The organism is Rhodobacteraceae bacterium IMCC1335 (genome assembly GCA_039640495.1).
Classification (GTDB): domain Bacteria; phylum Pseudomonadota; class Alphaproteobacteria; order Rhodobacterales; family Rhodobacteraceae; genus Thalassovivens.
Window position 1 is genome coordinate 1,118,322 of sequence record CP046864.1, and the last position, 24,398, is coordinate 1,142,719.

Genomic DNA, 24,398 nt, shown 5'->3' on the forward strand with positions numbered 1-24,398 from the left:
CTGCTAAACCGGCTTACCCGCCCTCGGCTGGCACATAGGGGCTGTTAATCGCAGTTTCTATCGACTCTTGCTTGTCATAAAGCCCCAGAACGCTGCCTTGCAGGCGCACCAACGCGCTGATCGCGTTCAAGGTTGGCGTTTCTATTTCTAGGCGGCGGGCCAATTCCAGCACCGTGCTGGTCAGCGCATCCAATTCCATCGGGCGCCCCAATTCAACATCATGCCGTGTTGATGGTTTATGGCCTATAATATCGGCGCCGCCTTGGATGCGCCGCTCAATATCCACATTGAACCGTGCGCCGACGGCCAAGCCCACTTTGCGGCATTCGATCATCGCATCACGGATCACCGCGCGGCTGGCAGGATCATTGCCAATCAGATCCAAACTGGCGCCGGTCAGCGCTGAGACCGGGTTAAAAGAGCAATTGCCCCAAAGCTTGATCCAGATTTCATCGCGCAATCTGGGCTTTACGGGCGCGCGCAACCCCCCCGCGCGCAATAGCTCTGACAGTTTCATCACCCGCTCGCTGCGCTGACCATCAGGTTCGCCTAAGGTGAACCGATCGCCCGATTTTAATGTGATTTGGCCTGGTGCCGAAATTTCACAGGCAGGATAGACCACGCATCCAATCGCCCGCTCAGGGCCAAAGGCGGCCCATTGCATGCCCCCAGGATCCGAGGTTTCCAGCCATCGGTTTTCCATCGCGCTGTCGCTGCCCGCTTTGTAAAAATACCACCAAGGTATGCCATTCACCGCCGGGACCAGCGCCGTGTGCTCCGCCAGCAAAGGTTTGAACCGGTCGATCACAGGGGCGACGGAATGCGCTTTCAGAGCGCTGATCACATAATCTTGGCGGCCAAGCTCTTCGGGTGTGTCCGTGGCCCTCACAGGGAGGGTTTCGGCCACGCCTTCTTTTATCAGGGTGAGACCATTGTCGCGCAACCCCTCAAGATGCGGGCCTCTGGCAATCAGCGAGACATCCGCCCCTGCTTTGATCAACGCATGGGCCATGTAGCCGCCGATGGCGCCGGCACCAAATATGCATATTTTCGTCATGCGCTCTCAGCCAATCCAAGCTTTTCATGCAGGCCGATCCGTTGCAATTTACCGGTTGCACCTTTTGGAATCTCATCCAAGATCAGAATCTTACGGGGCACTTTAAACGCGGCAAGCCGCTCTTGCGTGAATTTGCGGATCTCTGCCGCTTCAATATCAGCATTGTCGCGCAGCACCACTGCAGCGGCCACATCTTCGCCAAGTTTTGGATGTGGCAGCGCAAAAGTAACGGCCTGCGCTACAGCAGGATGGTCCATTAAAACCTCATCCACTTCGCGGGGCGAAATTTTTTCTCCACCGCGATTGATGATTTCTTTTAACCGGCCGGTCAGCCATAAATATCCCTCTGCGTCTAAATGACCTTGATCGCCGGTGCGAAACCAGCGATGGCCCTCAGCTTCAAAAAAGCTTTTGGCATTGGCGTCGGGGTTGCTTTCATATCCGGGGGTGACGTTGGGGCCGGAAATTACGATTTCTCCCAGATCTTCAATCAAATGATCTTCGCTTTCCGAGGCAATGCGCACCATCGGGCCTGCTGCGATACCCACGCATCCCGGTTTCTGCGCGCGCGGTGGCAACGGGTTTGAACACATTTGATGGGCTGCCTCGGTCATACCATAGCCTTCGATCACCGGCGCGTTGAAGGTTTTGACCAATTCGTCAAAAACTTGCGGTGGCAAGGAAGCAGAGGACGAGCGCAGAAACCTGAGGCCAACCTCGGTAATCACATCTGCGTTGCGCGCCGCGCGTGACAGGATCGCTTGGTGCATCGTGGGAACCGCCGTGTACCATGTTGGTTGAACCTCTTTCATCAACCCAAAGAATTTCAAAGCGTCAAACCCGGCTGTACAGCTGACGCTGGCGCCCGCGCAAAGCGATGCAGTAACAGCGGCAACCAGACCATGGATGTGAAACAGCGGCATAACGTTCAAGCAGCGATCCGCGCCGCTTAATGCAAGCGAGCTGGCAATATGGTGCCCGCTGGCGGTCAGGTTGCGGTGAAGCAAAGGCACAATTTTTGGCCGCGAGGTGGTGCCCGATGTGTGCAGGATCAAAGCAATATCATCGGCTTGGGCGGGCACAGGTTCCGGAGCAGCAGTTGCGCTGGCTAGCGCAGAGCCGCGTAAAGAGAAAACGCCGGCTGGGCTGGCATCAGAACTGTGTAGGCGAAGGATTTTAATTCCAAGCTTGTCAGCGGCTTCAACGGCCGGCCCGTCATCATCGGCCATCACGACCAAGGCTTTTGCCTTCAAATCTTCCATATAAAAAGCGTATTCATCGCGCTTATAGGCCGGGTTCAGCGGCGCGGTCACGCACCATTGCGCGATGGTCACAAATGCCGACGCCATTTCAGGGCCGTTTGGCAGCACGATCGCAACGCGATCTCCGCGTCCAAGCCCAAAACCGGCAAGCTGGGCTCCAATGGTTTGGGACAGCTTTCTCAATTCGTCAAAATGCATCCAAGGGCGATTTGGCGCACCTAAGGCCGGGGATGCACCTGGCGCTGATGCGAGCATTTCTTGTAGGGTCATGTGGGCTCCGGCTTGTTGCTTATGGTCTCAATTCTCAGGAAGATAACGCGCAAAGTAAAGACTGCAAGGTAAAGCATTTATTTTGTTTCGAAATGCATCAAATGCCCAGCGGGCTGAATTTTTCGCTGTCACGGTAGGGGTTTTGAAGGTAAGCGTTGCAAGCCTCGGGTATTAAACGAAAATATGTGACTATGCTGGAAATGTTTATCTTGCTGTCGGTGGTGGGTGCCTTTGCGGGCCTGCTGGCTGGATTATTTGGCGTGGGCGGCGGCATGGTTCTGGTACCGGCGTTTTTTTACAGTTTCACCGGCCTTGGTTATGCGGGCGATGATACGATGCAGGTGTGCTTGGCCACTTCTTTGGCGACGATCGTCGTTACCTCATTACGCTCTTTGATCAGCCACCATCGCCAGGCTGGTGTTGATTGGGAGCTGCTGAAACTTTGGGCCCCGGGGATCGCGCTGGGTGCGGTGTTTGGGGTGCTGTTCGCAACGCAATTGCGATCGATCACCTTGCAGTGGATTTTTGGTGGTTTTGGTTTGTTTATTGGATTTTATATGGTTTTTGGCCGCTCGGATTGGACCCTTGGCACGAAAATGCCATCTGGATGGGCCCGGGCTCTCTTATCGCCGATGATTGGATTCATATCAGTTTTGATGGGCATTGGTGGTGGCAGTCTGGGCGTGCCGCTGATGACGCTTCATGGAAAAACCATTCACCAAGCCGTTGCCACCTCATCCGGCTTTGGTTTGTTGATTGCGGCGCCCTCGGTGGTGTCTTTCTTCTTTGTTGATATTGAGGCGGCCTCACGCCCCCCCTATTCGCTGGGGGCAGTGAATCTTGTGGCTTTTGGATTGATCATTGCCATGACGTTGATCACCACGCCTTTGGGCGTGCGTTTGGCGCATAGGTTAGACGCTACAAAATTGCGCCGTATTTTTGCAATATTCATTTGCGCCGTGGCATTGAACATGCTGCGCAAAGCGATCGGATATTAAGATTTTCGGAACCCCAATAAGGTCTTTTCTAGCCTTTAAGAAAAATACCCCGAGGCGCCCAATAGTTTGATGATCGCGGGTCTAGGCGCAACAGCGTGCGGAGGCATGAGGAATGAGTGAGATATTTTCTCTAGTGAAACCCCAGCCCGTTTTAGGAGGTTTGTATGAAATATCTCATCGCCCTGTTCTTGTTTGTCAGCCCTGGTTTTGCCTGTGAACACCGATCGTCATTTCTACACAAAATGCCTGATTTCCAATTGCTATTCTGGGGTTTATCGAGTCAAGGGACATTGGTCGAAATTTATCAAAACGATAAATCCCGCGCGTGGTTTGCCTCCGTGACTGATGCGAGGGGTAAGATGTGCATTGTCTCGCAAGGGCAAGGGTTTTCAACGATTTCGCCGCGCGTGTCTGCAGGTTTTAGGAAGACACGGATCGCAGGTTTCACTCTGTTTTCAAAGCAGATTGATCTCAAAGATTGACGAAAGCTGTGGCTTTGGTGGGCGAACTGTCGCTTAGCATCGCATTGTTGCGGGGGCATAGCCACAGGAGCAAACAGCATGCGTTCGCTCTGGTAGTGTGGCGTCTTTGGGCTTGCCCGTGCATTGCTCAGGGGGCGGCCTGTTCGGTTACATTGGGGTTTTATTCCCTCGAAGATGCCGCTTAGTAAAACGCGGCGGACATACATCATTTCGCCGCCATACATGGGACTGATCCAACATAACTGGGTCACTCTGAGCAGCGGTTATGGGTGCAAAATTTCTGCGGCAATATCTTGCAGCTTCACAACTTTATCACTGGCGCCAAGATCAATCGCGGCTTTTGGCATGCCAAATACCACGGATGTTGTTTCATCCTGCGCAACGGTTTTCCCACCTGCATCTTTGATTTGCAACAAGCCTTTTGCCCCATCGCGCCCCATTCCGGTCATTAAAATGCCCATTGCATGTTGCTTTGCGGCGGTTGCAACAGAAAAAAACAGCCGGTCCACCGACGGGCAATGCCCATTCACCAAATCGCCTTGCGTGACCTTAACCCAATAGCCTGCGCCCCTTTTTTGCACCTCAAGATGCTTGCCGCCACAGGCGATAATGGCCTGCCCTTGGCGTACCGGTAGATGATCGGTGGCTTCTAAAACATCGATGCTGCACAATGTGTCCAACCGGTCTGCAAAGGCTTTGGTAAAGCTTGATGGCATATGGACAACGGCAACGATGCCGGGGCAGGTTCTGGGCAAGGCGGATAACACGCTCATCAAGGCGCTGGTTCCCCCGGTTGAAGTGCCAATGGCGACCAAATTTTTTTGATTTTTTGAGGAAACTGTGCCGCGCGGCGGTTTGGGCATCGTTTGCGGTTCGGGGATTGACGGCAGAGGGAAAGGGCGTATTGGCACCGGATCCTGCTCCACTATCGGCGAAGCGGCGGTGGGTTTTGCCCGTAATGGCCGGGTGGGGGCATGCGATAAAAACCATATTTTTTCTTCAATTTGAGGCAATAAAAACCGAATATTTCGCATCAGGTTGCGCTCTGGTTTGATCAAATAATCAGCATGCCGTGATTTTAACGAGAGATTTCTATCGGAAAGCGTTGATAGCAATTCGGGGGCCAGCAAGAATAGCGTTGGAATTTTTGTTTCGCCTTTTGCTTTGTCGAGGGCAGAGATAATATCAAGCGTGTGAACGTCGAGATTTAACAAAATAACATCGGGCGTGCGTTTTGCAAAATAGCGCAGCACGCGGCTGGCATTGCAAGGCATTGCCGTCGCCTCTATCAAGCCTGTCGATAAAAAATATTGGCTCAGGGCTTTGCGGATGATCGCGTCAGAGGCGATGATAACGAGCTTCATAAAAATTCAGGCCCTAAGGAAGATCTGGATGTTTTCGAAAGACCGCCGGCGCAACTTGTTGCAAGCCCTTTGGCATTTTATATTCACTTCAGACAGGCCGATAAAAAGAAACCCCCCCGGCTCTAACGCGTTAAAAATGTTTTCCAAAAGCGTTACGCGACGAGCTTCGCTGAAGTATAAAATCACATTTCGGCAAAAAATGATGTGGAAACGCTGCTTGAATGGAAATTTTGCACTGGCGAGATTAAACCAGCGGAATAAGATTTTTTTCCGCACCTTTTTGATAAACTGGAACCTGTCTTCGCCTTGTTTATGGGTGTAGGATTGGAAAATCTGCGGCGCTATTTTTTGCAAACGTTCATTTTGAAATTGCCCCGAATAGCCTTTGCGCAGCATTTCGCTTGAGATATCTGTGGCCAGCACCCCGGCCTGCATCTCCCAGAATGGATCTCCATAATATTGATGCGCTGCAAATAAGAGCGAAAATGCCTCTTCGCCAGACGCGGCTGCCGCGCTCCACATGCGCAGCTGACGGTCTGGGCGGGGCAGCTGAACGGGCGCGATGGCGGGCAAAGCAGTTTGGGATAAATAGTTAAAATGGGCGTTTTCGCGAAAAAATGACGTATGGTTCACGGTGAAAATATCGGTCAGAGGTTGGAAAGCGCTGGTGGCTTTTGTTTCTTGCCAAAGCGATATTGTGCGCGCCAGATCGGTAACCCCGTGCTCATTGAAAAACTGCAAACTGCGCGTTTTTGCAACAGGGGGAATGGTTTTGGGCAGCACCAAGCCAAACAGGTTCAAGAACAGCGCTTTGATCAGCGCATAGTCCTGCGTGCTTAGGTCTTGCATGGGGGTTATTGGGCGTTCCAGTCCCATATGCCTGTCCAAGTTTTGGGGGGCTTGGCCATCAGGTTCTGACAGCGTTTTAAGAACAAACTGGACGGGGTGAGCGAGGCGTTCAAACCTTTTGGTTCATGCTCTTGGGCGGCTTCAAAGCAGCTATGCGCAGCTTTAAAATCCGCCTTGGTGTATTTTGAAAATCCCTCGTTGAAAGTTTCAGCCAATCTTTTTTGCGTGTCAGACGCTGCGTCCCAGCGATCCATAAGTTCAAAACAGGCCAGAGATTGTGATTTGCCTTTCACGGTCACGCGGTCGATCATGCGCGTGCAATATCGGTCTTGATGAGCGCTGATAATGCTTTCTCCTAGCAAGTTTTGCAGGCCATAGAGTTTGGCAGCAGCTTCAAGGCGGGCTGCCGTATTGACCGTATCACCGATGACGGTCAGGTCGATCCGGGCTTCAGCTGCGCCAAGATCGCAGAGGATTGCCGGGCCTGAATGCGCGCCAATTCTAAGGGCGAAAGGGTCAGTTTTTAACCGTGGATCACTTTCGTTCAACGTCCTGAGGCTGGCTTTAATTTCAAGCATAGTGTCAAGCAGTGCTTTTTGAGCGTTGTTGCTTTGATCATGAATCCAAAAGGCCATGCAGGCATCGCCGATGAATTTATCAATATCACCGCCATGCTTAATGATCGTCCGGGTTACCAAGCTGAACAGCTTATTCACCTGTTCCACAACATCACCCGGGGCATAGGCTTCGCATCGAGGGGTAAAATTCATGATGTCGATAAACGTCACGGTTACGGTTTTTCGATCGGCGCGCGGGGCGGTTTGTCCAGCGCCCCAAACCGCCTTTTCCAGCGCCACCTTCAACGAGGCTTTGGAGACATAACGTTGCAATTGAGCTTGTTCGTCTTTGGTGCGCCGGTCCGCGAGTGTTTTTTCAACTTTTGCAACCAAATCATGTACGCCAAAGCCTGTGGTAACCGCGGCCTTGGCGCCGGCATTCAAGGCCATCCGGATATTTGCCTCATTGGTATCGGGCAAAAGAACGATCACCTCCGGGGTGCTGGGCAGATCGCTTGTGTTTAATCCATTAAACAGGTCAACGATCGTACCATCGCTTGGCTCAAATTCACAAATCACCAAATCGCAGGTGCTGCGCTGAACGGCTCTGAGAAAGGCGGCGATGGTGGGCACGCGTTTTGTGCGAAATCCCTGCAGGTTCAAAACCGCTGCAATATCTTGGTCACTGGTTTCAGGGCCTTGCAAAATGACAATGCTTTCGCGGGCACCTCGAAACCTTTCCAGCATCGCACTGACCTTTTCTATCAACCCTTCAACATGCACCGGTTTTCCAATGAAAGCATCGACGCCCACGTCAAAGCCCTTGCGTTGGTCGGTAGCGGAGGAAAGCGTGCTTGACATGATTAAGGTGGCCTCGGCAGTAAGAGGGTCATTTTTCAGCGCGGCGCAGGTTTCATAGCCGTTCATTTTCGGCATTTCGATATCACAAATGATCAAGTTTGGTTGCTGAGTTCGCGCCATCTGATAGCCTTCCTCGCCATCAAAAGCTTGCGCCACCTCAAAGCCTGCCTGCTGCAACGGCCCAACAATTGTTTTATGCACCAAAGCCGAATCGTCGATCAAGAGAATCTTATTGCGCCGCGTATTTGCCTTTTCAATCGCCGCAACAAAATCCTCGCCAGCGACTGGAAATTGCAGAAAACCATCGCAAATCCCCACCACATCGGGGGCAAGCGCATAATCTAAGGATAAAAATAAAATTCGCAAATCGGCTTGAAACAGGCGCTTTAAGCGAAAAGCCACATTGATCAATTCCTGTTCATTCGTGTCCGATTGCAGCACCAAAGTGGTTTTGGGGTTTTCTGAAACCTTCGTCACAATATGGTTTTTTGCGATCAGCTCGAAATCAAAGTCTTGATCCTGCAAACAGGTTTTCAAGTATGTGGCATAAAGTTCATTTTCGAGGCAAAGCAAAACGGTGTCCCGTGCCTGTGTTTGGGCCATCAGCTCGGAGGGGGTGGGCATGTGCAAATTCTGGGGCATGGTTAATCCAAATCCTTAGGCAGAGCTCAGGGCGCGGTTGGGGCAAGGCAGGCCTTGTCCAACGCGGCGATGATGTCATCTTCATTGATGGGCTTTTCGAAAAACTCGGTTGCGTTTAACGCAGCCAAACGGCGTTTTTCCGGGCCGTCGCTTATTTTTTTGCCGGTGATCATGAAAACGGGTGCTGCGCTTAACCCGGGCTGCTCGCGCAGGCGCTCAACAAATTCATAGCCATCCATTAAGGGCATAACGATATCCACGCAAAAGGCAGAGATATGGCGCGCAGCAGCTTTTGAAAGCGCATCATGGCCATCTGTGGCGCTTTCAACTTGATACCCTGCCCGCGTTAACAAGGCGCTTAAGCGGTTGCGTTGGAGCGCTGAATCATCCACCACAAGGATTGTATGATCGGCCCGTTGCAACGTGGCGGCATCGGTTGTGATATCGTTTAACGGCGCTTGAGTGTGCAGGTCCTCGGTTAAGATTTCCCCCACATTGAGGATAAGCACCAAATTACTATCTGACAGGATTGTGCATCCCATCATGAAGTTAATTTTTGAAACCAAGGATCCAAATTGTTTGATTAACACGTCTTGCCGGCCCTTCACCTCATCCACCAGGATGCCGATATAACGGTCGCCATCCGCCAAAACGATGATCGTTTTTTCCACTTGGTTGAAGGCGCTGGGTGGAAAGTTTAACAAACGCGAGAGGGTGCTCACCGTGACCGTCATCCCGCGATAATTAAACACCAAGCCGCCGCCCACCCGGCGCAATCCGCTTTTTGACACGGTAAGAATTTCTACAACATTCGATACTGGAAACGCGAATTGATGGCCGTTTTCGCTGGCCAATAAAATGCCCACAATTGCCAGTGTTAACGGCAAACGCAGAGTGATTTTTGTGCCTTTGCCCTTTTCGGTTTCGATATCAACCGTGCCTTGCACTTGCGTGATGGCGGTTTTTACGACGTCCATTCCAACACCGCGCCCTGAAAGCTCGGTGACGTTTTCTGCGGAAGACAGGCCGGGATGAAACGTCAGATCTAAGATGTCTTTTTGGGTTAAATTTTCGGCCGCGGCGGGCAGCACCAATTCGCGCTCCAAGGCCTTCGCCAAAATGGTATCGAGGTTGATCCCGCGACCATCATCTTTGATTTCGATCACCGCATTTGAGCCCTGATAATAGGCTGAGAGTTCAATTTTGCCGATTTCTGATTTGCCTTGGCTTAGGCGCTCTTCGGGGGATTCAAAGCCGTGATCCAAAGAGTTGCGGATAATATGAAGCAGAGGATCGGCCAATTGATTGATCAAAAGTTTATCAAGCTCTGTGCTGGCACCCGAGAGGATCAAATTCGTCTTTTTGCCCGTCTTTCGCGCCATATCTCGAACCTGCGCGGGAAAGCGATTGAACAATTGCGCCACCGGCACCATGCGAAAGCTCATTGCGCCGGTTTGCAAACGCCCGCTTAGCCCCTCAAGATCTTCGATATTCTTTTGTAATTGTTTGCGGGTATCGTCTATGCGCATCATCGTTAGGCGGAACTCTTCCGGAAAAAACTCCAAATTCTGCAAAATTTCGCTGTCTAAAATATCTTTGATTTTTTTCAAACTGGCCCGCTCAGAGGAAAGGCCAGAGATACGCGATTGACCTTGGCGGCCCGTAGGTTCGATCAGATCATTATCCAGATCAAGCACCTTTTGCTTTAAGCTTTCCACGGCTTCAAACACCAAATGGAATTTTGCGGTTCCAGTCAGTTTTTCCAAATTGTAAAAGGATTGCGTTAAAACATGCAGATCGTTTTGCAGCCGGATACGCGTGATAAATACCTCTGAGGCGGTGTTCAGCACATCATCCAGCTTTTGCGCGGGGATGCGAATGGTTTCATCTTGCGCAATTCCCGGTGTGACAGTGCCAGCGGATTGTATAGCTGCTGGCGCCGCCTCGGAATTTGGCTCTGCATTTTTATGTGGCTCTGCAGAAGGTTGGATCGCCGGTTTGGCTGGATCCGTTGAGGCATATAGAGTCTGTATAAGCGGTCTGATCGGCGTATCCAGCGGCCGTTCTTCAATCACCTGTCGGATCAAATGCCCCAAACCTGCGACTGCTGACATCAACCCATCGATCAGATTGGATGAGATGTTCAATCGCTTTGAGCGCATTTCATCCAAAATTGTTTCGACCTCATGCGCAAGGGTTTCAATCTTTTTGATCTCGAGCAAGCGCGCGCCGCCCTTTATCGTATGCACAGCGCGAAAAATTTGGTTGATAACCTCAAGCGGGCTTTGCGTTGTTTCCAACTCGATCAGTGAGAGTTCGATCGCATCCACATTATCCTGCGCCTCTTGTGTAAACGCTGGGATTAAGTCGCGTTTATCCGCGCCGATCAACAGTGCCTCGGGTTCGCTATCCAGCGCGTCGAGCCGCTTGAAAAGCGCTTCAGAGGTTTGCGCCAAGGCGGCTGGCTCTGCATTGGGGCTCTGAGCATCCTCATGACGCTCGGGCTCTTCGGTATTTCTTCGTTTTATATCTGCCGCTTGATCCTGCGTGAGGGTTTCGTTGAACTCAGTTAAGGCAAGGCGCAAATATCCCTCTGCTTCGCCGATAATATCGCTGATATCCGCTTTGCCGTCTTCAGACTCTTCCCAGTCTTTTAAAAGCGTCAGCGTGTTTTCAAATAGAAGCTGCAGCAGGTAATCCATCGAATGCTGGCTAAAGCTGTGGTGAAATCGACCATAATCCAACATAAACACAATGATTTGCATCAACTGCCTTGGTTGCATTATCCGCAACACATCCAGCATGCCAAAGATCAGATAGCCCCTGCGATAGGCCATATCATAGGCCTCTTGAGGGGTGTCAGGTTTGACTTTTATCAACGTCAAAAGATCGGAATAAGCCTGTTCGGTGGTTTCAATTAACTTTTCCAACAGCGCCATATCCGACGCGTCAAGATCGGGGCTTTCGACGTTTTTATCGGGGATATCAACCGTTAAGATCGCTGGATCATACATTTGCATATTTTATCCAAAAAGGCCGTTGGCCAGCGCCTTCGGCGCCGCCAGCGATTAATAGTTTTCAAAATTATTTGATTGAATTGGGTCTGAGGATGGTGCCGGTGGTCGCGATGGGGGCGCGGGCATCGATTGCTGAAAGCTCACCTCGTCAGAGGGGTGGTCGGTTTTGAAGCGGGCGACCAATGCCTTCAAACGAGGGGCCAGAGCCGAAACCGTTTGCGCGGTTTGAAACAATTGTTGCGCGGCTGAGGCATTGCTTTGAATAACCCCGTCCAACACTTGCACCGAAGTGTTTATTTGCGCGGCTCCGGTAGATTGTTCTTCCGAAGAGGCGCTGATATTTTGGACCAGATCTTTGGTTTTTTCGATCTCGGGCAACAAAGCATTGAGCATCTGGTTGGTTTTTTCAGCCAGCTCTTTGCCTTCGCCAGACGAGACTTGAATATCAGAGGCGGCTTGCTTGCTTAATTCGGCCAGTTTTGACACTTCTGAGGCTACCACGGCAAAGCCTTTGCCATGCTCGCCAGCGCGGGCCGCCTCGACCGAAGCATTCAGGGCCAAGAGTTCAATTTTGCGTGTGATTTCTTCAACAATCGTAATTTTGTCCGCGATATCTTTCATGGATCCTGCGGTTTTTTCCATTGCTTGCGCGCAGACCTGCGCGTCTTCTGCCAAAATTGTGGCTTTGCGATCGGCTTCCACCGCGCCATCCGCATTTTCGCGGATGGATGTGGTCATCTGCTCCATCGCTGTTGCGGTTTCTTGAACCGAATTGGCTTGCTCGGTGGTGCCATCCGAGACTTGCTGAGCACCGGATTGCATTTGCTCTGATTGCTCGGTGACCTGGCGCGAAACCTCAAGCAGCGAGGCCACAATATTCGTGAGATTTTCCTGCATTTTTGAGATTGCGCGCATCACCGAACCGATTTCGTCATTGGAAGACAAATCATTTTTCACGGTGAGGTTGCCGTCAGAAATTTGATCGACAGAGATGATTGTTTCGCGCAAACGGCGCCGGATATTCACCGCGATCCAAATGCCGATGCTAAGCGAGATAAAAAGCGAAGAGCTGATGATCAGAACGGTGACTCTAAGAGCGGATTTTTCTGTTTCTTCAGCTTCGATCATTGCTTGAAGTGAGATCTTTTGGACGGTATCGCGCAATTTGCTCAAATGCGTATCCAAGTGTTTTTGCGTCTCTTCTAACTGAACCAAAACTTTTTGCCGCTGAATTCTGGCAAATCTTGTAATCTGACTTTGTGCACTTGTGTGTTCCAGTAGCTCTATGAATTTTGAGCTTTGAATGGCGTATTCGTCATGTTTCTGCCCTACAAGTTCCAAGCTTTTTAGAATATTGTTGTAAGTCAAAACACTCTGCCCCAGGTCGTCTTGGACTTGGGCCATAGTGCTGGTGTCGATATTGTTTTCTTCAGGATTAAGTGTGTCAACAGTACTGCGTATTAAGGTTTCAGCCAGTTCTAGTTCCTTCGCGACAACCTTATTCAGTTGGTGGAAATTACTCAGATGCATTTTGTATTTTTCAATCTCATCTAACTCTAAATTTAGCGCTGCTCCGGTGAGCGCCAGCTCTTGGTTTAATTGATGTTCAGAAATTTTTGCGACCTGATTTTGCAAAGGAATTTCAACTGTTGATAGATTGTGGATTTTTTTACCAATCGAAGCCATTGAGGATATTGAATAGAGGCCGGAAGCGAGGCTGGTGAGGCAAAATAAAAGAATAAGCGATATGATTTTGGCAGACAGGCTCATCGAGGTTTTCATGTCAGCTCCTAGTTTTAAAAAAAATTGGCTTTAATAAGCAGTCTTGGTCATTGGCGCCCAAAAACAGACGCTTGATCTTAGTCTGGGGTTAAATAAAGTTTCTTTTTCCGCGGTATTCGTTCAAATTTTCAGACCCTATCAGGTCGGGCAATGACAGGCGCATGATGGTGAGTTCGCCGATTTCGCTAATACCTTGGAACAGATCTGACACAGGCTCTGACAGAATTTCTGTGCTGTTGCGAAAGCTGCGTCTATCAATGGTCATCATCCCCAACACGTCATCCACGCAGAGCACCAAATCTTTGCCATTTTCTTGCAAGACCATGTATTTGTTGCGTTCATCCAAAGCCCGCGGCATCAAGCTTAGATCTTTTGAGATATCAAGGCACGATAATACCTGCCCCCGTAGATTGATTAAGCCCCGCAAAAAATTTCCATCTCCATAAATAGGCGTGACTTCATAGCCCTCTATAATTTCGATTACATTCTCGACCGGAACCACAAAATGCACATTGGAAATGCGCGCATGAATAAATTCACTGGTTGTGCCAAACGTTTTAACCTGCCGGCCTTGCGTGATGTCCTCTTGGCCCTCAATCACGGTTTGACTGCCAATCTTGACAGCTACCTCTTGTGCCAAACGCTGTGGTGAAATCAGGGTTAAATTGGAACTTTGATAGCCGATCACGTCTAAGATGAAAAAGGCGCGTGCTGCATCGGTTAATATTCGGTTGCGTGGATCCAAAATGTCATCAGCGCATGACAAAACGGCTACATGACGGTCCATTGACAGGCAGAGCAACGTGCCATTCACGTCTAATTTAACAATCGATTGCGGGGCTTTGGCCGCCTGATTTTGTGAAGTTGCGGGGGTCAAATCGCCACATTCGAAAACGGGAAGCAAACAGTTGCGATAGACCACAGTGCCAATACAGCTGCGCAGATTCAAGGTTAGCGGTTCGATTGGCGCAAAATCGCGTACAACTTCCACTACATATTTCACGGGCACGCCGAATTGCGTATTATGGCGTTCGAAAATAAATAATTTTGAATATTCAGAAAAGGCTTCATCGGTTTCTGCAAGCGGTGAAAACGCGACGCGCGGCGCCTCTGTTGCGTTTGCTTGTGGCTCTTCGCCCGCTTTAGCGCGCCGGCGGGTGTCAGGCTGTGCATCGCGCTGTTGGGATTGCTCGACCTCTGCCTCTGTTACCGGCGCGGCTTTATCAGCCATATCGATCGCTTGGGTCTGCAAGGACAGATCTTGCAAGCGGTTTTCGGGCAGGGCTTGCATTAAATCTTCAAGCTGGGTTTCTGCTGTTTTCGTCGCTGAGACGGGCTTTAAAGCTTTGCTCATGCAGCGGCCTCCGATTTATGCTGCGTGATGCGCTCCATCACCTCCCAACCCAGCGCGCGAAACTCTTGCGCGGCGCGGCTGTTTTGGTGGAAAATCGAGCAGCGGTTGAAATTCGCTTCAGCCTGCGAAACGCGTTGAGAAATCGCGGTATCCGCGGCTTTATACCCATCTGCCATAAGCTGTTGTCGGGCATGTTGGAAGGCGACGGAATGTTTGTTAACCGCGTTCAAAACGGGCAATAAGCGATCTGAGGATGTTGCAAATTTTGGATTGACGCGTCGCGCAAACGCGGCCACCCAACCCAAGCCTACCAAATCATCGCGCGAGGGGCGGCAGGGGGTAATGATCAAATCTGAGGCTTCCAAACAGGCGGCCAATTCCCGCGAGACGGCGCCCTGACTGTCAACGCATAAAATATCACATCTGCTTTGTTTGATATATTGTCTTATACTGTTTTCTTCATTGGCCACATAGGTTTTAACGTTCTCTAAACATTCATCTGAGCTTTCGCGCACCCAGTCATGGCTTGATTTTTGAAAGTCGGTATCAAGAATTGTGACGTTGCGGCCGCGCATCCCGAAATAGGCTGCGAAGTTGACGCAAAATGTGGATTTTCCTGATCCACCTTTTGAACTGGCGAAGGTGATAATATATGTCACGCGTAAATTTTTCTTAATCTTTAAATAAAATGCCCGTAGGCAGGTTGATGAATTTTTGTAATAGGTGAGCAGACGTTCAAAACAATGTCTGCGAGGGGTGTTCGCGCCGAATTAGAATGTTGAAAATATCAATCTTGAATATTCAAAACGTGCGTTAGCTTGGTGTCTCTGTCAAGTTTCGTCTCAAATTATATCCCAAAATCCCATATCCAACCATTTTGGGTATATGTCTGGTAGGTGCATTGATTTTTACATTTAGGGCCGTTTCAGCCGGTTTGATCTTTCTGAACTTATGCTTGGCAGGATGAAGGCCCCTGCGCGAAGGGCAGATCTGGTCTGTTCAATCGGGTTTTACGCTCGCTTATTGAGCGGTTATCGCGTTTTTTGCGTTTGCGGGCGCAGATGCCGTTTTGAAAAAAAAGGATCTTATCCTTGGCGGGCAAGCGATCAGGCCTAACTTCCACGTCAAGGCGCATGGCGCGAGGCCTTGTTGTCTTTTTATTCTTTGATGCGTCAAGATGCGAATACAACAAACCACTGGGATAGGCATGTTTGGAGCAAAAGGTTGGCGTCGGTTTAAGGCCAATGATGAAATCAAAAAATGGGCGAACGCGGCGCGAAAATTCGCCAGTGGCGCAGCGCAAACCCCCGCCTTGAAAGAAAAATGGTTGCAATGCGAAGGCACTTGGTTTGTTGGCGTAGACGTCTTGCCTTCGGGTGATGACGGGCGATTTGAGGGTATTGAGCTGGCCGGACCTGCTTCAGAGTTAATTCAAAGCGTGGCTACAAAGGCTCTGCACCCCGCGCAGGTCTCAATTCTTTATCCGGGATATCCAAAACCAAGGCAGGGCGAAACCAAGGCTGGGTTTGCCTATCGGCTGACACGGGATGCGGCGCATGTGGACGGGCTTTTGCCCGTCGGCGCAGCGCGCCGCCGTATGTTGCGCGAGCCCCATGCCTATGTGCTTGGTTTGCCCTTGAACGCCTGCGATATCAAAGCCAGCCCGATGGTTGTCTGGGAGGGCTCGCATCTGATTATGCACAAAGCGTTTCAGGCCGCACTTAGCCCCTATCCTGCATCGCAATGGTCCGATATTGATCTGAGTGAGGTGTATCATGCCGCACGCCGAGACGCTTTTGCAAACTGCCGCCGCGTGGCTGTTCATGCCGAGCCTGGCGAAGCCTATGCGATCCATAGGCTAGCGTTGCATGGGATTGCCCCATGGCAAGCGGATGCCCGTGCCCCCAGCGAAGGCCGTATGATTGCCTATTTTCGGCCAGAATTGAATGATATCGTGGAGTGGCCAAATCTATAAGCGTTCGGGGCTGCTGGCTGGTTTATCCCGAGATAAGGAGAGGTGAGATGTTAGAATTGCGCCCGAATTGCGAGCTTTGCGATAAAGATTTACCACCCGATAGTTTAGAGGCCCGCATTTGTTCATATGAATGTACCTATTGCGCTGATTGCGTTGAAACCGTGCTTTTTAATGTCTGCGCAACCTGCGGAGGAGGCTTGAGCGCCCGCCCGATCCGCCCCAAAAATTCTTGGCGGGCAAATCCCGAGCTTGGCCTATTGGTGCACCCTGCCTCGCAAACGCGGCGCGTTTCAAAATTTGCGCGGTCTGAAATTGAAGAAATGGTCGAGAAGCTGCGCGCTTTTAACCCCGAGGAACGCTAGCGCATTGTGCCGAGGTCGGATTACGTTTTTTTGAGCCGGGCCGCGCGCCCGCCTTGGCGCTTTTTAAAAGCGGCCTGCCGGGCGGGCAGCTCTTGCATGAGTGTTCTGCGGGCTTCGGGGCTTAGTTGCGACCAAATGGAAATCTCTTCGATGCTGCGTAGGCACCCCGTGCAGAGCCGTTCTTTAGGGTGGATCAAACAGATATTCACGCAGGGCGAATCTGGCTCATTACGCCTCCAGAGATCTTTTTCTGTCATCTTGTTACCGCTGCATTTTGCGCGTGAAAATGGCGCAGCCTGTCTAAAACGCCTTGTAAAATATAGGATGCAGCCACATGGTCGATCACTTCCGCGCGTCGGCGACGGGACGTATCGGCCTCTAACAAAGCTTTTTCAGCCGCGACGGTTGATAAACGTTCATCCCAAAAGCCGATTGGAATAGTAATATGGCTGCTCAAATTGCGCGCAAAAGCGCGTGTAGACTGGCAGCGCGGGCCTTCGCTGCCGTCCATATTGCGCGGCAGACCCAAAATTAACCCTTTGACATCGCGCGTGTGAATATGCGCTTCAAGCTGTTGGCGGTCGAGGTTGAATTTCGCGCGTTTGATAGTTTCAATTGGGGTTGCCACCGAGCGTAGCCTATCCGAAATCGCCACGCCGATGGTCTTGGTGCCCAGATCCAAGCCAATAAGCGCGCCGGTTTCCGGTAGCGCCAGCGCATATTCTTCAATCCTATCCATAATCATTGGATCAGCCCAACCTGTTCTGCTGTTCGTTGCAAGGTTTCAAGATCTGTGGCTGACCCTGCAAAGACCAGTTGCGCCTCACGCCAAATCTCTTGCGCTTCATCGACGCGGCCCAAAACGCTCAGGGCACCAATCAGACGGGCCCATTCCGCGGATGAGCCACCTTCTGCGCCGAGGCGCTCGGCCAATTGCGCGACCATGCCTTCGATCATTATCATCCGCTCATCGGCGCTTAAATCACTTGCGGCATCAATATCGCTTTGCGTCGGGCCAGCCAGTTGCGCGCTGGCGGCGGCTTGGTCTGCATCGGGCAGAACATAATCATTGATCCCCGCATAAACCGCCACTTCTTCGATTTGGTCCCGAATCGGTGTGATCCAAGGCGCGTCAGCTGGGCCTTTTTCTAAAAGCGCGCGCCAAAGCCGGAAAGCTTGGTCTGGGCGGTCATTCTGCGCCATCATCAGGCCGATATAATAGGTGGCGCCTTCATGTGTGGGTTCTTGCTTTATAATATCGCGCAAAATAGCCTCGGCCTCGGGCGCGACATAGCCTTGCACCGAGAGAATCAGCAATTCGGCATGGTCAAAGAAATCTGAAACCTCAGCGGCTTCACCCTTAAGTTTTAAAACTGCCTCTTGCGCCTGAGCGGCGGCTGCAAAATTTTGCAAACCGGCTTCAACATTGGCCAACAGCACATGGCCTTCAAGATCATCCGGGCGTTCGGCAACCGTTTTGCGAAGTTTTTCAACCAAATCTGTGTAATCGGCGCTGGGCGCAACAACTTCGGGTTGGACGGGAATTGCAGCGGCAAATTCTTCCAAGCTGGGGCGTGTTTGCAATGACCGTTGAGCATTGGCAATGCGTTGTTTTTGCGAAAGGTTTTCATAACCCGGCGCGCCATATTCGCGGTACATTAGAAACGTTCCGCCCAAAAGAGTCACCGTGATTAGCCCAGCTGTCAGGGCAAGTGAGGCAGGTGTGTCACTTCGGGTTTGCCCGGGTCTGGTGGCATCAAGTGCTAGAATGCGCCGCGAGATTTCGATTTTCAGCCGCTCTGCCTCCTCTGCGGCCAAGAGCCCTTTGGCGACGTCTTTTTCAACCTCTTGCAATTGCTGTTTATAGATCAGCAATGCCGGCGTGGTGGTTTCGGGTTGCGCAGATTGCGCCCGCATCACGGCTAGGAAAAACGCAGCGACCACTGCTGATAACCCTGTGCTGATAATCCAAAACATCATAGCGCCGTCTCCCACCTTTCCCTTATCTAGCCTTCCTTAAGCCCCGACAAAAGGGGCAATGCGTCGATTTGCACCAGATGTCGCAAGCGATAAATGTTGTGACGCTCTGAGGGTGTGGTAATTTTTAGCATCTTGTCATAAGGCGGCATTGTCTAAGCTATTCTGAAAGTCCACTCATGAAGCGTTATTCTGCATTTTCAATTGCGCGCGAAGCGATGCGTTACCATAGTGGTTGGGAGCGGGCTTGGCGCAGGCCAACGCCCAAGGCCAAATATGATGTTTTGATCGTTGGCGCGGGCGGTCATGGATTGGCAACGGCATATTACTTGGGCAAGAATTTTGGGATTAAAAACGTTGCGATTATCGAAAAAGGCTGGTTGGGGGGCGGTAATACGGGCCGCAATACCACCATCATCCGGTCAAATTACCTTCAGGATCCCTCTGCTGCGATATATGAAAAGGCGCGCAGCCTCTATGAGACGCTGAGCCAAGATTTGAATTACAACATTATGTTCAGCCCGCGTGGCGTGATGATGTTGGCGCAAACCCATCATGAAGTGCGTGGCTATCAAAGAACCGCCCATGCAAATGCGCTGCAAGGGGTGAAAACCGAATTTGTCGGACCTGAGCGCGTGAAAGAATTATGCCCGATCATCAATATCGACGGGCCGCGCTATCCTGTGCTGGGCGCTTTGTGGCAATCGCGGGCGGGCACCGCACGTCATGATGCGGTAGCCTGGGGCTATGCGCGCGCCTGCTCGGATATGGGTATGGATATCATTCAACAATGCGAAGTCACCGGGGTAACCCAAGCGGCAGGGCAGGTGACCGGGGTGGAAACGACCAAGGGCGCGATTGCCTGCGATAAGCTGGGCATCGTAGTGGCCGGGCATTCGGGCGTTTTGGCACAGATGGCCGGGTTTCGCCTGCCGGTAGAATCAGTGGCTTTACAGGCGTTGGTGTCCGAGCCGATCAAGCCCTGTATGGATGTGGTGGTCATGGCCAATACCGTGCATGGATATATGAGCCAATCGGATAAGGGTGAGATGGTGATTGGAGGCGGTGCGGATGGATTTAACAATTACACCCAACGCGGGAGCTTTCATCACGCCGAAGAAACTGTTCGGGCCTTGGTCGAAACCTTCCCCATGATTTCACGGCTTAAAATGCTGCGCTGGTGGGGCGGTATCGTGGATATGACGGGGGATCGCTCACCGATCCTGTCAAAAACGCCTTTGGACAATTGCTTTATCAATTGTGGTTGGGGAACCGGCGGCTTCAAAGCCATTCCCGGCTCGGGCTTTGGCATGGCTGAGTTGATCGCAAAAGGCGCCTCTTCGCTGACCGATGAGTTCTCGATGTGGCGCTTCAAAGAGGGCAAATTTATCGATGAAAGTGTGGCGGCCGGGGTGGCCCATTGATGGCGCAGGCTGAATATTCCGATGCTGCCTATGGTCAAAGCATTGTGCAGATTGCCAGCTTGGACCAAGCGGATGGCGGCGCAGTGATCGCGCGTGAAATCTGCAATTTTACGGCGCAATGGAGCTGTTTGCGCAAAATTGTTTTCCGAAAGGATGGCGAAATATGTTAGTGATGAAATGCCCCTATTGCGGCGTTGAGGCCGAAGAAACCGAGCTAAGCCCAAGCGGCGAGGCGCATCTGAAGCGCTTTGGCGTCGGGTCAAGCGACGATGAATTTGAAGCCTATTTGTTCCAGCGCGAAAACCCCAAAGGCCTACATTTTGAACGTTGGCGGCACAGCTTTGGTTGTGGAAAATGGTTTCATGCCGCGCGCTGCACTACGAGTTTGGAAGTGTTTGGTACTTATTCGGCGCAAAGTTTGACCCCCCCTGAGGATATCAAAAAGGCCATCTCTGCAAAGCGCCCTGGCTGGTCGTGGCGGGAGTTTTCGTGATGCTCTTTTACCGCAATTTTAAACGCTGCAAGCCAGCACTCCAATCCTTCGTTTTAAAAGGCAGCATGCAATGAGTACGCGTTTGCAAACAGGCGGTCGTCTTTTGAATAAAGACGTCCCTTTGAATTTTACGTTTAACGGTCGCAAAATGAAGGGATATCAAGGCGATACCTTGGCCTCGGCCTTGCTTGCGAATAATCAAATGCTGGTGGGGCGCTCTTTTAAATATCACCGCCCACGCGGCGTTGTCAGCAGCGGCGCCGAAGAACCCAATGCTTTGATCAATATGGGCGAGGGCACCCGGTTTGAGCCCAACCAGCGCGCAACGACGACCGAATTATTCGACGGTCTTGTGGCTGAATCGCAAAACCATTGGCCCAGTTTGGAATTTGACATCGGCGCGATCAATAGCAAATTGGCGCGCTTCCTGCCTGCCGGGTTCTATTATAAAATGTTCATCCATCCGCGCCCGCTTTGGAAACATGTCTATGAGCCTTTTATTCGCCGCTCGGCCGGTTTGGGCAAAGCGCCCAAAATGCGTGATAGCGATACTTACGAGCATTTTTACGCCTTTTATGATTTGGTTATTGTTGGGGGGGGTATTGCCGGATTGATGGCCGCGAAAGCCGCGGCAAGCTCGGGCGCACAGATCTTGGTCATGGAGCAAAGCGCGCATTGGGGGGGGCGCTGCGTGGTCGAGCCCGATCAGATTAACGGCAAAGATCCCGAGTATTTCATCGAGGATCTGGTTACAGAGCTGACGGCCCAGGCAAATGTAACAATGCGCACCCGATTAATGGGCGCAGGTGTCTATGATCACGGCTACCTTCTGGGATATGAGCGCCTGCGGGATCATGCACCCTCGCAGCCGGGTCCGCGGCATCGTTTATGGCGGATCAGAGCCGGAAAGATCCTGACCGCGACGGGCGCGATCGAGCGGCCGCTTTCTTTTGCGGGCAATGATCTTCCCGGGGTGATTTTGGCCTCGGCTTTGCGCGATTACGTTGAGAATTTTGGTGTGTCGATGGGGGATCGCACGGTCGTTCTTACCAATAATGATGATGCGTATCGCACGGCCATCGCCTTGAAAGCTGCAGGGCTGGATGTGCCGGTTATTTTGGATGCGCGCAGCGCAGGCGGTGGCTCCTTGGCCGAGGCGGCGCAAAAGTTGGGCATTCGCGTAGAAACGGGCAAAGCCGTGGCCTTTGTAAAGGGGCGCGGCGTGGTAACGGGCGTGGCGATTTGCGATCAAGCGGGGCAGGGCACGGTTTTGGAAGAAATCGCTTGTGATTGTTTGGCGATGTCGGGGGGCTGGTCTCCGGTGGTGCATTTATGGTCGCATTGCGGGGGTAAACTGGTCTGGGATGAGGCTCTGGCGATGTTCCGGCCAGATCCTGAAAAGGCGCCGCTCAACCAAGAGGGTGAGGGGTTTGTTTTGGCGGCTGGCGCGGCCAATGGGCATTTTTCTCTTGGCGCAGTGATGCAGGATGCGCTGCAGCAAGGCGCAGAGGCCGCGGGTATAACAGCGGCTTCACAGCCCCTGCCTGAGGTCGATCAAACGGCGGAAGCCGCGATGGAAGCGGTCTGGATGATGCCGCAGGGTGCGGGTGTAAAGCTACGTTCAAAAGCGTGGCTGGATTTTCAAAATGACGTCAAGGTCAGCGATGTGCAATTGGCAGCGCAAGAGGGGTTTGAAAGCGTCGAACATGCCAAACGTTACACCACCTTGGGCATGGCAACGGATCAGGGGAAATTGTCGAATATCAATGGTTTGGCGGTGCTCGCTGGGGCTTTAAACGCCGATATTCCGGCGGTGGGCACAACCACCTTTCGCCCACCTTACACGCCGATTTCCATGGGCGCGATTGCGGGTGCGGCGCGCGATGAGATTTTTCAACCGGTGCGGCAAACCCCGATGCATGACTGGCATATCGAGCAGGGGGCTTACATGGAGCCGGTGGGGCAATGGCGCCGCCCCTATTGCTATCCTCGGGCCGATGAAACCCATCAAGACGCGGTTGCGCGTGAAATTCGCCAAACAAGAAATTCGGTGGGGCTGTTGGATGCCTCTACTTTGGGCAAGCTTTTGGTACAGGGGCCAGATGCCGCAAAGTTTTTGGATATGCTCTACACCAATATGATGAGCACGTTGAAAATCGGAAAATGCCGCTATGGGTTGATGTGTTCGGAAAACGGCTTTTTGATGGATGATGGAGTCGTGGTGCGCCTTGGTGAACATTCGTTTCTTTGCCACACGACTTCTGGCGGCGCTGAGCATATTCATGCGCATATGGAAGAATGGCTGCAAACCGAATGGTGGGATTGGAAGGTCTATGTCGCCAATCTTACCGAACAATATGCGCAAGTGGGCGTGGTTGGACCGAAAGCGGGCGACGTCTTGGAAAAGCTGGGCGGTTTAGATGTCAGCAAAGAGGCGCTGGGCTTTATGGAATATGCCGAGGGGCGGCTGGGCGCTTTTGACGTGCGTGTCTTTCGAATTTCCTTTTCCGGCGAGCTTTCTTACGAAATAGCGGTGCCTGCGGGGCAGGGACTGGCGTTTTGGCAGGCGCTCTGCGCGGCCGGAGAAGAATTTGGGATCATGCCCTATGGCACCGAGGCGCTGCACGTGATGCGGGCCGAAAAAGGGTTTATTATGATCGGTGACGAAACGGATGGTACGGTTATTCCGCAGGATTTGGGATTGGATTGGGCGATTTCAAAAAAGAAAAGCGATTTTCTAGGCAAGCGCGCGCAAGAGCGCAGCCATATGGTAGATCCAGACCGGTGGAAACTTGTCGGATTGGAAACGCTTGATGGCAGTGTTCTGCCAGATGGGGCCTATGCTGTGGGTGAGGGCGAAAACGCAAATGGCCAGCGCAATACAATTGGCCGCGTTACCTCTACTTATTTCTCGCCAACGCTGAATCGGGGCATTGCCATGGGGTTGGTTGCGCAGGGGCCTGAACGAATGGGAGAGATTTTGAATTTTCCCAATCTTTCGGGCAATGAGGTGAAGGTAAAACTGGTTGATCCGGTGTTTTACGACAAGAATGGAGATAGACAAAATGTCTAAGCTGCAGACACAGGACAAACCCGCCGATTTTGAAGGCATTGCCCGAATTTCGCAGGTGTCCGGCTTGGGTATGCTGACTTTGCGCGGTGATTTTTCGGATAAAAAATTTCAAACTGGGCTCAAAAAAGCCACGCGCCTATCGCCGCCGGGGACGCGGCAGATTGAGCAGGCCGGTGCGCTGTCTCTTGCATGGATGTCACCCGATGAGGCGCTTTTGATCGGCCCCGAAGAAGAGGTTTCTGAGATTTTGCCCCTGCTTGAAACGGCGTTGAACAGTTGCCACGCCATGGTGGTTGACGTGTCAGATGCGCGGGCGGTCTTTGCGATTTCGGGCGGTGCTGCGCGCAGCGTGGCGGCGAAACTGGCGCCGGTAGATATGCGCGTCACCGGCTTTCCAGTTGCCGAAATAAGGCGCACTCGGTTTGGCCAAATTGCAGCTGCGATGTGGCTGCCAGCTGAAGCTGAAATCCGCGTGATTTGCTTTCGTTCGGTGGCGCGTTTTATGTTTAAACAACTATGCGTCGCGGCTGCTATTGGCGCAGAGGTTGGCGATTGGTAATCCCCCCTGCTGCGGACGCATTTTTCTTTAAAGGCTTGAA

General features: G+C 51.9%; 21 protein-coding genes. 9 read left to right on the plus strand and 12 right to left on the minus strand.

Annotation, left to right across the window (positions count from 1 at the left end; genetic code table 11):
• Nucleotides 1-13 precede the first annotated feature (13 nt).
• Both GN241_05335 and GN241_05340 read right to left on the minus strand, forming a co-directional pair.
• Nucleotides 14-1,057 carry a 2-dehydropantoate 2-reductase gene (locus tag GN241_05335; GenBank protein XAT56837.1) on the minus strand — a complete coding sequence of 348 codons (1,044 nt, stop codon included), beginning with the start codon at nucleotides 1,055-1,057 and terminating at the stop codon, nucleotides 14-16.
• On the minus strand, nucleotides 1,054-2,517 hold the full coding sequence (locus GN241_05340; protein ID XAT59186.1) for an AMP-binding protein: 1,464 nt from the start codon (nucleotides 2,515-2,517) through the stop codon (nucleotides 1,054-1,056). The genes GN241_05335 and GN241_05340 overlap by 4 nt, the downstream gene beginning before the upstream one ends.
• 263 nt (nucleotides 2,518-2,780) lie before the next feature.
• Between GN241_05340 and GN241_05345 the strand changes: the two genes are divergently transcribed.
• Together GN241_05345 and GN241_05350 are read left to right on the plus strand one after the other, a co-directional pair.
• Complete coding sequence (locus tag GN241_05345; protein XAT59187.1) at nucleotides 2,781-3,587, plus strand: TSUP family transporter; 807 nt, start codon at nucleotides 2,781-2,783, stop codon at nucleotides 3,585-3,587.
• Between the two features lie 164 nt (nucleotides 3,588-3,751).
• Nucleotides 3,752-4,069: a hypothetical protein gene (locus GN241_05350; protein XAT56838.1), complete on the plus strand. Its 318-nt coding sequence runs from the start codon at nucleotides 3,752-3,754 to the stop codon at nucleotides 4,067-4,069.
• 263 nt (nucleotides 4,070-4,332) lie between these two features.
• Here the strand turns inward: GN241_05350 and GN241_05355 are convergent, their stop codons facing one another.
• From GN241_05355 to GN241_05385, 7 genes are all read right to left on the minus strand, one after another.
• Nucleotides 4,333-5,433, minus strand: coding sequence for a hypothetical protein (locus tag GN241_05355; GenBank protein ID XAT56839.1), 1,101 nt, complete (start codon nucleotides 5,431-5,433; stop codon nucleotides 4,333-4,335).
• A gap of 6 nt (nucleotides 5,434-5,439) precedes the next feature.
• Nucleotides 5,440-6,309: a hypothetical protein gene (locus GN241_05360; protein ID XAT56840.1), complete on the minus strand. Its 870-nt coding sequence runs from the start codon at nucleotides 6,307-6,309 to the stop codon at nucleotides 5,440-5,442.
• On the minus strand, nucleotides 6,288-8,342 hold the full coding sequence (locus GN241_05365; GenBank protein XAT56841.1) for a response regulator: 2,055 nt from the start codon (nucleotides 8,340-8,342) through the stop codon (nucleotides 6,288-6,290). Before GN241_05365 ends, GN241_05360 begins: the two co-directional genes overlap by 22 nt.
• Before the next feature lie 26 nt (nucleotides 8,343-8,368).
• Complete coding sequence (locus GN241_05370; protein XAT56842.1) at nucleotides 8,369-11,362, minus strand: response regulator; 2,994 nt, start codon at nucleotides 11,360-11,362, stop codon at nucleotides 8,369-8,371.
• A 48-nt stretch (nucleotides 11,363-11,410) separates the two neighbouring features.
• The gene (locus GN241_05375) at nucleotides 11,411-13,141 is read right to left on the minus strand and encodes a HAMP domain-containing protein (protein XAT56843.1); all 1,731 of its coding nucleotides are present in this window, start codon (nucleotides 13,139-13,141) and stop codon (nucleotides 11,411-11,413) included.
• 88 nt (nucleotides 13,142-13,229) lie between these two features.
• Nucleotides 13,230-14,495: a hypothetical protein gene (locus tag GN241_05380; GenBank protein XAT56844.1), complete on the minus strand. Its 1,266-nt coding sequence runs from the start codon at nucleotides 14,493-14,495 to the stop codon at nucleotides 13,230-13,232.
• Nucleotides 14,492-15,226 (minus strand): AAA family ATPase, encoded by a 735-nt coding sequence (locus GN241_05385; protein ID XAT56845.1) that lies wholly within the window; start codon nucleotides 15,224-15,226, stop codon nucleotides 14,492-14,494. Before GN241_05385 ends, GN241_05380 begins: the two co-directional genes overlap by 4 nt.
• 476 nt (nucleotides 15,227-15,702) lie before the next feature.
• Here GN241_05385 and GN241_05390 point away from each other — a divergent pair, with 476 nt between their 5' ends.
• Nucleotides 15,703-16,470 (plus strand): hypothetical protein, encoded by a 768-nt coding sequence (locus GN241_05390; GenBank protein ID XAT56846.1) that lies wholly within the window; start codon nucleotides 15,703-15,705, stop codon nucleotides 16,468-16,470.
• A 47-nt stretch (nucleotides 16,471-16,517) separates the two neighbouring features.
• On the plus strand, nucleotides 16,518-16,832 hold the full coding sequence (locus GN241_05395; GenBank protein ID XAT56847.1) for a DUF1272 domain-containing protein: 315 nt from the start codon (nucleotides 16,518-16,520) through the stop codon (nucleotides 16,830-16,832).
• A gap of 20 nt (nucleotides 16,833-16,852) precedes the next feature.
• Here the strand turns inward: GN241_05395 and GN241_05400 are convergent, their stop codons facing one another.
• Genes GN241_05400 through ccmI form a run of 3 tightly spaced genes read right to left on the minus strand, consistent with a single transcriptional unit; the run spans nucleotide 16,853 to nucleotide 18,812 of the window.
• A complete protein-coding gene (locus GN241_05400; protein XAT56848.1) occupies nucleotides 16,853-17,089 on the minus strand; it encodes a DUF1289 domain-containing protein in 237 nt (78 codons plus the stop codon).
• Nucleotides 17,086-17,577 (minus strand): Holliday junction resolvase RuvX, encoded by a 492-nt coding sequence (gene ruvX, locus GN241_05405; GenBank protein XAT56849.1) that lies wholly within the window; start codon nucleotides 17,575-17,577, stop codon nucleotides 17,086-17,088. Before ruvX ends, GN241_05400 begins: the two co-directional genes overlap by 4 nt.
• A complete protein-coding gene (gene ccmI / locus GN241_05410) occupies nucleotides 17,574-18,812 on the minus strand; it encodes a c-type cytochrome biogenesis protein CcmI (protein ID XAT56850.1) in 1,239 nt (412 codons plus the stop codon). The genes ruvX and ccmI overlap by 4 nt, the downstream gene beginning before the upstream one ends.
• A gap of 176 nt (nucleotides 18,813-18,988) precedes the next feature.
• Between ccmI and GN241_05415 the strand changes: the two genes are divergently transcribed.
• From GN241_05415 to GN241_05435, 5 genes are all read left to right on the plus strand, one after another.
• The gene (locus GN241_05415) at nucleotides 18,989-20,233 is read left to right on the plus strand and encodes a sarcosine oxidase subunit beta family protein (protein ID XAT56851.1); all 1,245 of its coding nucleotides are present in this window, start codon (nucleotides 18,989-18,991) and stop codon (nucleotides 20,231-20,233) included.
• Complete coding sequence (locus GN241_05420; GenBank protein ID XAT56852.1) at nucleotides 20,233-20,403, plus strand: hypothetical protein; 171 nt, start codon at nucleotides 20,233-20,235, stop codon at nucleotides 20,401-20,403. Before GN241_05415 ends, GN241_05420 begins: the two co-directional genes overlap by 1 nt.
• A complete protein-coding gene (locus GN241_05425) occupies nucleotides 20,397-20,726 on the plus strand; it encodes a sarcosine oxidase subunit delta (GenBank protein XAT56853.1) in 330 nt (109 codons plus the stop codon). The genes GN241_05420 and GN241_05425 overlap by 7 nt, the downstream gene beginning before the upstream one ends.
• 70 nt (nucleotides 20,727-20,796) lie before the next feature.
• Nucleotides 20,797-23,799 carry a sarcosine oxidase subunit alpha family protein gene (locus GN241_05430; protein XAT56854.1) on the plus strand — a complete coding sequence of 1,001 codons (3,003 nt, stop codon included), beginning with the start codon at nucleotides 20,797-20,799 and terminating at the stop codon, nucleotides 23,797-23,799.
• Nucleotides 23,777-24,358 carry a sarcosine oxidase subunit gamma gene (locus GN241_05435; protein ID XAT56855.1) on the plus strand — a complete coding sequence of 194 codons (582 nt, stop codon included), beginning with the start codon at nucleotides 23,777-23,779 and terminating at the stop codon, nucleotides 24,356-24,358. The genes GN241_05430 and GN241_05435 overlap by 23 nt, the downstream gene beginning before the upstream one ends.
• Nucleotides 24,359-24,398: the final 40 nt, after the last annotated feature.